This is a genomic window from Acrocarpospora catenulata, assembly GCF_018476525.1.
Taxonomy (GTDB): domain Bacteria; phylum Actinomycetota; class Actinomycetes; order Streptosporangiales; family Streptosporangiaceae; genus Acrocarpospora; species Acrocarpospora catenulata.
In genome coordinates this window covers 1-8,156 of sequence record NZ_JAHCST010000119.1, presented here as the reverse complement: position 1 = coordinate 8,156, position 8,156 = coordinate 1, and the positions used below count along the sequence as shown (strand labels likewise).

The 8,156-nt window shown below is 69.2% G+C and carries 4 protein-coding genes; 1 reads left to right on the top strand and 3 read right to left on the bottom strand.

Features of this window, described 5'->3' with window-relative positions:
- The first annotated feature begins 247 nt into the window (after positions 1 to 247).
- Positions 248 to 2,161, top strand: a complete 1,914-nt coding sequence (locus KIP79_RS45635) for an ATP-binding protein (protein ID WP_308170252.1) — start codon at positions 248 to 250, stop codon at positions 2,159 to 2,161.
- A 15-nt stretch (positions 2,162 to 2,176) separates the two neighbouring features.
- Here KIP79_RS45635 and KIP79_RS45630 read toward each other — a convergent pair whose 3' ends face one another.
- The 3 genes from KIP79_RS45630 to KIP79_RS45620 form a co-directional block, all read right to left on the bottom strand.
- Positions 2,177 to 3,232: a CopD family protein gene (locus KIP79_RS45630; RefSeq protein WP_214111333.1), complete on the bottom strand. Its 1,056-nt coding sequence runs from the start codon at positions 3,230 to 3,232 to the stop codon at positions 2,177 to 2,179.
- Positions 3,229 to 3,798: a copper resistance CopC family protein gene (locus tag KIP79_RS45625; protein ID WP_214111332.1), complete on the bottom strand. Its 570-nt coding sequence runs from the start codon at positions 3,796 to 3,798 to the stop codon at positions 3,229 to 3,231. The genes KIP79_RS45630 and KIP79_RS45625 overlap by 4 nt, the downstream gene beginning before the upstream one ends.
- A 128-nt stretch (positions 3,799 to 3,926) precedes the next feature.
- Positions 3,927 to 6,470, bottom strand: a complete 2,544-nt coding sequence (locus KIP79_RS45620) for a chitinase C-terminal domain-containing protein (protein WP_214111331.1) — start codon at positions 6,468 to 6,470, stop codon at positions 3,927 to 3,929.
- Positions 6,471 to 8,156: the final 1,686 nt, after the last annotated feature.

Genomic DNA, 8,156 nt, shown 5'->3' with positions numbered 1-8,156 from the left:
TCGTCGAGACCGAGCCGGGATTGTTCACCCAGCCGCGCCCATAGCCCGACCGGCGGGTCTCCGACTAGCCGACCTAACCCAACCCAACCGACAAAAGGGGCATCAACTCGCGGAACGCACTCTCAGACAACGTTTGCAGACTTCCCGCCTGGTCACGGTGACCGGAATCGGCGGCGTCGGGAAATCCCGAACGGTTCTCCGTATCGCGCATTTAGTGCGACAGCAGTACAAAGACGGAGTTTGGTATGTGGACCTGGCCCGGCTCCAGGACCCCGGGCTGGTGCGCCACACCATCAGCACCACGTTCGGCATCGCCGACCAGTCCCTCGACGGCGACACGCTGGGCGAGTGGCTCAGCGGCCGGAATCTGCTGCTGGTGCTGGACACCTGCGAGCACCTGGTGGACACCTGCGCCGAGCTGGTCGGGGAACTGCTCAACCGGGCCCCCAAGCTGCGGATCATCGCCACCAGCCGCCGGTCGCTGAACACCCAGGGCGAGTACACGGTCTCCATCCCGCCGCTGACCGTGCCCGGCGACGATCCGTCGGAGAGCCCGTACCAGAACGAGGCGGTGGAGCTGTTCCGGCAGCGGGCCTCCGCCGTGGTGCCCGACTTCACGGTGGACGAGGAGAACGTCGCCAGCGTGGCCGAGCTCTGCCGCCGCCTGGACGGCATCCCGCTCGCCATCGAGCTCGCCGCGGTCCGGCTCAGGGCGCTCTCGGTAGACCAGATCCTCGGCCTGCTCACGGACAGGTTCAGCCTGCTCGCCGGGGCCAGCAGGACCGCGCTGCCCCGGCACCAGACGCTCCGGGCCGCCATCGGCTGGAGCCACGAGCTCTGCGAACCGGCCGAACGCCTGCTCTGGGCCCGCCTGTCGGTGTTCGCCGGGGACTTCGAGCTGGAGGCCGCCCGCTACGTCTGCGCCGGGGACAGCCTGCCCAGCGAGCGCATCCTGGAAGTCATCACCGGCCTGGTGGACAAGTCGGTGCTGCTCAGCTACTCCACCGTCTCCGGCCAGCGGTACAAGCTGATCGACACGCTCCGGCAGTACGGCGAGGAGTGGCTGGCCAAGCTCGGCGAGACCGACACGCTGAAGCGGCGGCACCGTGACTACTACCTCCAGCTGGCCGAACGGGGCGAGCACGCCTGGTCGGGCCCGCGCCAGGTGCACTGGTTCGTCCGGATGCGCCAGGAACACGACAACATCCGGGTGGCGGTGGACTACTGCCTCAGCCAGCCTGGCCAGGTCCGGATCGGCCTGGAGCTGCTCTCCTCGCTCTGGTACATGTGGGTGGCCTGCGGCTTCGTCCGCGAGGGGCGGCACTACCTGGAGCGCGCGCTGGACAGGTCCACCGAGCCCAGCAAGGAACGGTGCAAGGCGCTCTGGGTGCTCTCCTACGTGCGCAGCGCGCAGGGCGACATCACGGGCGCGATCGAGTCCGCCGAGCAGTGCAGCAGCGACGCGGTCCAGGTGGGCGACTCCACCTCGGTGATCCTGGCCACCAAGATGCAGGGCACCGCCGCCTTCCTCTCCAACGACCTGAAGAAGGCGACCGCGCTGCTCGGCGTGGCGATCGAGTTCCACCGGGGCGGCCGGGAGCTCAACCCCGGCCTGCTGCCCGCGATCGGCGAGCTGGCCCTGGTGCTCACCGCGCAGGGCGACATGTTCGAGGCCGAGACGCTGCTCCAGGACTGCCTGAAGGTCTGCCACGAGCGCGGCGAACTCTGGCTGCGCTCCTACGCCCGCTGGATCCTGTCCAAGATCCAGGCCGAGACCGACCGGCTGCCCGAGGCGGTGGTCAGCGCCAAGGAGGCGCTGCGCATCAAGCGCCACTTCCACGACGTGCCCGGCGTGCTGCTGGTGCTGGAGACCATCGCCCGGCTGGCGGTGGCCGAAGGCCAGGTGGAGCACGCGGCCTACCTGCTCGGCGCCGCCGAGATGAACTGGCACACCTTCGGCAAGCCGCAGCTCGGCTCGGCGTACCTGTCGAGCGAGTACGACAAGAGCCTTAAGGAGTGCAAGGAGATCATGGGCGAGGGCGCCTTCCAGACGATGTTCGACAGGGGCTCCAAACTCACCCTGGAGGACACCATCTCCCTCGCCCTCGGCGAGATGGACCGCACCGAGGAACCGCCCTCGCCGGAGGAGGACCTGACCTAGCCCGGAGCGGCTGAGCTAGGCGACGGGGGCCCGGGTCAGGACCACCGCCACGCCGTACGCCAGGCCCATCACGGTCAGTTCCACGGTCGCCCACGCCGCGAACGCGGTGGTGCGGGACTCCCTGATGGCAGGGAGCAGGCGCCAGCGGATGTTGGCGGCCAGCAGGGCTATCGCCACGACGAAGATGAGCTTGAACAGGGCCAGGCGGCCGTAGGCGGTGGTCAGGACCGAGTCGGGGAACGGCTCTGTCGGGCTGAGGAGCAGCTCCACGACGGCGTTGAAGGTGCCGGAGAGGCCGACCGTGACGAGGGCGACGGTGGCCAGCCGGGAGAACCGGGGGAGGACGGCGGCCAGCAGGGGCCGGTTGGCGGCCAGGAAGGTCACCGTGGCGAGCAGGCCGCCGGTCCAGGCGGCGGCGCCGACCACGTGCAGTTCCATCGAGACCATGGACAGGTCGTGCCAGTACCAGTTGGAGGCGTGGCCGGTCACCGGGAGCGGGAGCAGGCCGAACAGGGCGACCAGGATGCGCAGCTCGGCCGGGACCTTCTCGCCGAAGCGCACGGCGAGCATGCCGACGGTGGCGCTGGCCAGGGCGGCCGAGGCGCTGACCACCAGGCCCTGGCCGGAGCCGATGCTGTCCACGTAGGCGGCCAGGTCCGGCGTCTGGCCGGGCATGATCTCGGCAGCGCTGAGGACGGTGGCGACCAGCGCGGTGGCGCACCAGACCAGGGCGGAGACGACCGCCCAGTGGCGGGCGCGGGAGGCCACCGGCTCGGTCGCCGCCGGGTCGTCGAAGCCGAGGAGCTTGGGGAGCAGGCTCAGGCCCACCGTGGCGACCGCGGCCACGTCCAGGAGCAGCCGGGTGACCGGCAGGCCGAACTCGACGAGCGGGCCGGGGAGGGGGATGCCCGGGGCGTTCTCCGGGGCCGTCGTCCAGGTGGCCAGGGCGACGGCGAAGATCCCCATCGTGGTGAACGTGGCCAGGGGGAGGGCGCGGGACGGCTTCGGGTCCTGCGCCGTGGCGGCTGTGCTGGGCGAGGCCGTGGGGGTCTCGGTCGGCGAGGTGGTCATGCCGTCGTCCCCCGCAGGCGGCGGTCGTGGCGGTGCAGGACGTACGTGGCGAGCGCGAGCAGGGCCGCCATGCCGATGAGCAGCCCCCAAACCCAGGAGCCTCCGGTGGGCGGGGCCTGGGCCGCCGAGGCGGGGACGGGCGCGGGGGAGTCGGCGGGGGGCGCCGGGGTCGCCGGGGCCGTCGGGGTGGCCGAGGCCGTGCCGCCGGGGGCGTAGGTGAAGGTCACGCCGCCGGTGACCGGGTGGCCGTCGTTGGAGAGGATCTGGTAGCCGATGGTGTACTGGCCGGGGGCGGTCAGGGCGCGGACGGCGATGGTCACGTCCTTGTCGTCGGCGGTGACCTTGCCGGACTCGTAGTGGGTTCCGGCCGCGTCGGTGAGCGCCATCTTGGCGAACTCGACGCGCACCGGCTGGTCGAAGGTGAGGGTGACCTCGGTGGGGGCCGTGCTCAGGGTCGCGCCCTTGGCCGGGTCGCTGCCAACCAGGATGTTGTGGGCCTGAGCGGCCGGGACCGGGAGCGCCGTGACGGCGACGCCCAGCAGCAGGACCGTGAGTAGACGCCTCACCTGTCGATGACCTTCCGTTGGCACAAGTGGTACGGCCCCATCGTGCCATCAACCGCGCGTTCGTCCTGCGGCAAAGCCCGGGCCGCGTGAGCGTCACCTTTCTCACGCGGCCCGGGGGATCTTGGGGGTTAGAGCTTTCTCCAGAGGGCGGGGACGTTGGGGGGCTCCCAGCCCGTGAGGGAGGTGTGGGCCTGGCGGCACTCGTAGACGGAGCCCGCGTAGGTGACCTTGGCGCCGATCGCGTACGCCGTTCCGGGGGCCCAGGCCGGGGTGTTTCCGGTGGGGGAGGGGGACGGGGACGGGGACGGTGAGGGCGAAGGTGACGGGGAAGGTGACGGGGAAGGCGATGGGCTGGGGGAAGGCGACGGGGACGGGCTAGGGGATGGGCTGGCGGACGGGGACGGGTTTCCCGTGCAGGGGCCGAGGTCGCGCCAGACTTCGTTGGTGCCGGGCTGGTTGTTCTGGGTCCACCAGCGGGCCTCCCAGAGGCGGCCGCTGAAGGAGACCTGCATGCCGCCCGTGTAGATCTGGGTCGCGGACCAGGCGGGGGCCGTGCAGGTGCCGCCGGACGGGGAGGGGGACGGCGACGCGGACGGCGAGGGGGACACGGGGGTTCCGCCGCGCGTGTTGTCCTGGAGGATGCCGTAGCCGGCGCCGTTGAAGGTCACCGTCCAGTTGGAGGGGGTGGAGGTCGGCAGGTAGTAGACGAAGGCCACGTCGACGGAGGCGCCGGGGGCCAGAGTCTGCCAACCGGGGAGCTTCAGGGAGACCCGGTTGTAGTCGCCGCGCAGCCCGCCGATGTTGTTGGCCGCCGTGTGGTCCCGCCGGATGATCTGGGAGCCGAAGCCGGACTGGTCGGCGGCGTTGCCGGGGGCCGAGGTCGAGTAGTCGAACTGGAACTCGGTGCCGCCGGGCAGCGTGACCCCGCTGTTGTTGGTGATCCGGATCTTCGGGTTGATGGGGTAGTTGTTGTCGCCGAGCGCGAAGTCCCGGAACTCGACGCCGATGTCCAGCTTCTGGGCGGGGATCGGGGTGGTGGCCCGGACGGCTCCGTACGGCGTGGCGGTTCTGAACTTGTCGTACATGAGCGTGGTCAGCGTGGCGCCGGGGTCGTACTGGCCCTTGGTGGCGTTCCAGGCGTAGTCGCCCGCGAGTTCCCAGATCATCGTCCCGCCGAGGCCCTTGGCGATGACGTAGTCGGCCTTGGCGCCGACCGAGACGTCGTCCTCGGTGGACAGGAAGACCCGCTTGGTGGAGTTCCACAGCCAGGGCGCCACCAGGCCGGCGTCGTAGAAGCGGGTGTAGGTGCCCTGGAGGGTGGTGCCGCCGAGGCCGTACTGGGTGAGGTAGTCGCCGAGGATGCCCTGCTGGAGGTTCTTGGCGTGCCACATCGGGTTGGATCCGGCGGGCATCTCCAGGCCGTTCTCGACGTCGTGCCAGAGGTTGTCGATGCCGACCGCGCCGTCGCCGCACTTGGTCAGGCCGGTCGGGCAGGTGGTGCCGACCGCGCGTCCCCAGAGGCCGTTGGTGCCGCCGGTGACGTTCTTGAACCCTCTGGTGTAGTACGGGAGGCCGATGTTGATCCGGCCGGCGGGCATCGAACCCCGGAAGTAGTGGTAGGCCCAGTCGGTGTTGAGGTAGCCGATGCCGCCGTACTGCTGCGCGTTGTAGACGCCGGCCGCGGCGAGTTCGGCGTCCTGGCCGTTGTCGTAGAGGGCGGCGTTGGGGCCGACGTACTCGTTCCAGGCGCCGTGCAGGTCGTACGACATGATGTTGACGTAGTCGAGGTACTGGGTGACCTGGAAGGTCTCCTGGCCGCGCAGCAGGTAGCCGCTGGAGGGCGCGGCGACGGTCAGCAGGTAGTACTTGCCGTCCGCGGCCGAGGCGGCGTCGAGCTTGGCGCGGAGGGTCTTCATCAGGGCCGTGTAGCCCTTCATCAGGTGCGCGCGTTTGCCGTTGGCGATGGCCCAGTCGAGTGGGTTGCCGGCGTCTCGCATGGAGGTCGGGTACTCGTAGTCGATGTCGACGCCGTTGAAGCCGTACTGGCGGATGAAGGCGACGGCGGAGTCGGCGAAGGTGTTGATGGCCGTCTGGTTGACCGAGCCGTCGTTGTTGACGGTCATCGTGTAGAAGCCGCCGGAGGGCACTCGGTTGCCGGTGGCGTCGAAGAAGCCGCCGGATTCCGCCCAGCCGCCCACCGAGATCAGGGTCTTGGTGTCGGGGAACTGCTTCTTGAACTTGCTGAGCAGGTTGAAGTGGCCCTTGTACGCGAACGCGGGGTCCATTTCGGCGCCGGTCACTCCCGGCCATTCACGGGTGGTCGCCGCCGCGTCCACCGCCAGGCGGTTGTCGGATCCCACATGCCCGAAGGCGTAGTTGATGTGGGTGACCTTGCCCCACGGGATGTTGTTCACCAGGTACCGGGTCTGGCCGTTGGTGCCGTCCCGCCAGCTGGTGAAGTAGCCGATGATCCGTCGCGGGTGGTCCGCGCCGTTCTTCTCGCGGCCGTTCTCGTCGTACGCCAGGCAGTACGGAACGTCCACCCCTGGCGTGCGATAGAGCCCGTCAGGGCGACAGGTCTCGTGGTCGACGGCCGCGCGGGCCCCGTGAATGGTGAGAAGGGCGGCCACGAGAGCGAGCGAGGCTCCCGCGGCGGCTGCGCGCAGGCGCACGTGCCACCTCCGATAGGCGACGGTCGGAGATCGCGGATTCCGACGCAGCGGCTGGTACCACCCCGCCCCCAGGGGATCGATCGTGAACCTAAGTCGCCCGACCAGGCAAGTCAATGATTTCTATTAAGAAAGTTTCCTGATAGTTAGCTCTTAAGTCAGCCTTAAGCAAGCCTTGACCGTCAGATCACCCAGAACCACGCCCCGATCACGCGCCCACCCGCCTTGGTCCAGGGGGATTGGTTGCCGCGATACCCCCACCCACCCTCTTGGCCCTCCGGGCCCAGACTCGGCTCCGCCGGGGTGGATGGTTGCCGTGGTACCGCCACCCACCCGCCCTCCATCACGGTGAGGCCCCACCTACCCATGGAGATAAGCCATCGGGGTGACCCTGCAACCCTCCAGGTCAGGTCTGGCGTCAGTGGCGGCGGTCGGGAACACCGAGGTGGGGTAGTCCGGGGATGCGCAACGTGATGCCGGTGTATCGGGTGATCGCTTGTGATCTGGCGTGGGAGATCCGTCAGGCGTTCATTGCGCCGTACCGAGCGGTTCCGAGTGTGCATGTGCTTGTCCGCCGCTATAGGGCGTCGCAGCTGACCGTGCGGGCGGCGGTGCGGCTGCTTCGGGAGGCGGGTTGGGCGATGCATGCCGGGAGCAGGGGAAGCTCACCGGCCCGACCGCCCAGAGCACGCCACCGGAGCGGAGACCTGGGGCGGGGGGCGAGATCCGGCGCGGCAATTCGGGAGAAGTGTCTTAATCCGGTGATGGGCAAGCCCAGTACTGGATCGTGACGCTTCTTTGCCCCGATAGATCATCAGTCCACTACTTTCTGTGACGAAAGATTGGGGCCAGAGCACGCCACCGTCGTTCGGCAACCCGGCAACGCCGTCCCAGAGGCCGACGACCCTCCCTCCGACGAGCCTCGACCACACCCCCGGCCCGACCACCCAGAGCAAGCCACCCTCGTTCGGCAACGCGCGGATACTGTGCGCCACACAGCACCTTTAAGAAGGTGTCACTTGTGCAGAGACCTTCTTAGGGGTGCGTAACCCGGGGCCGACCGGTGCTCACAAACAGGTGGGCGGGTCCCACCGCAACCGACCTTGGCCTGATGGGGCGGCAGCCCACCATCCCGGAGGAGTCGGGTCCGACCGGAGGTCGGTAATGGGCTGGGTGGGTGGGGCCACACGGGAGGGGGCGGGCGAGTGGGAAGGTCACGGCGAACCGAATCCCACACATCAACGCGGAAGCTGGTCGCTTCGGCGGTGCCGGGGCTGACTGAGGGCATGCGGGTCCCACCGCACCCAAGTTTGGCGTGTCGGGGCGGCAGCCGACCGTCCCGGCGGAGCCGGCCCGGACCTGAAGGGTCGAGAGGGTGGGTGAGAGTTCCACGGCAATCGGCCTTGCGGTGTGAGGGCGGTGCCGAACCGCCCGGGCGGAAGCCGGGTCCGACCGAAGATCAGTAATGGGCTGGTTGGGTGGGAGTCCCACGGCAACCAATCTCCCCGTGCGAGGAGCGGTGCCGAACCGCCCCGGCGGAAGCCGGGTCCGGACCCGAAGGGTGTCAACGGCCAAGTGCGTGTCGCCGCTGGTGGCCGGATCAAGGTCTCCATCCTGGTGAAGTTGACTATTTCTTAGTGAGGCGTCCACCTGTCCTGGTTCGTGCCTGTTTCATGCGGAAGGACTCGC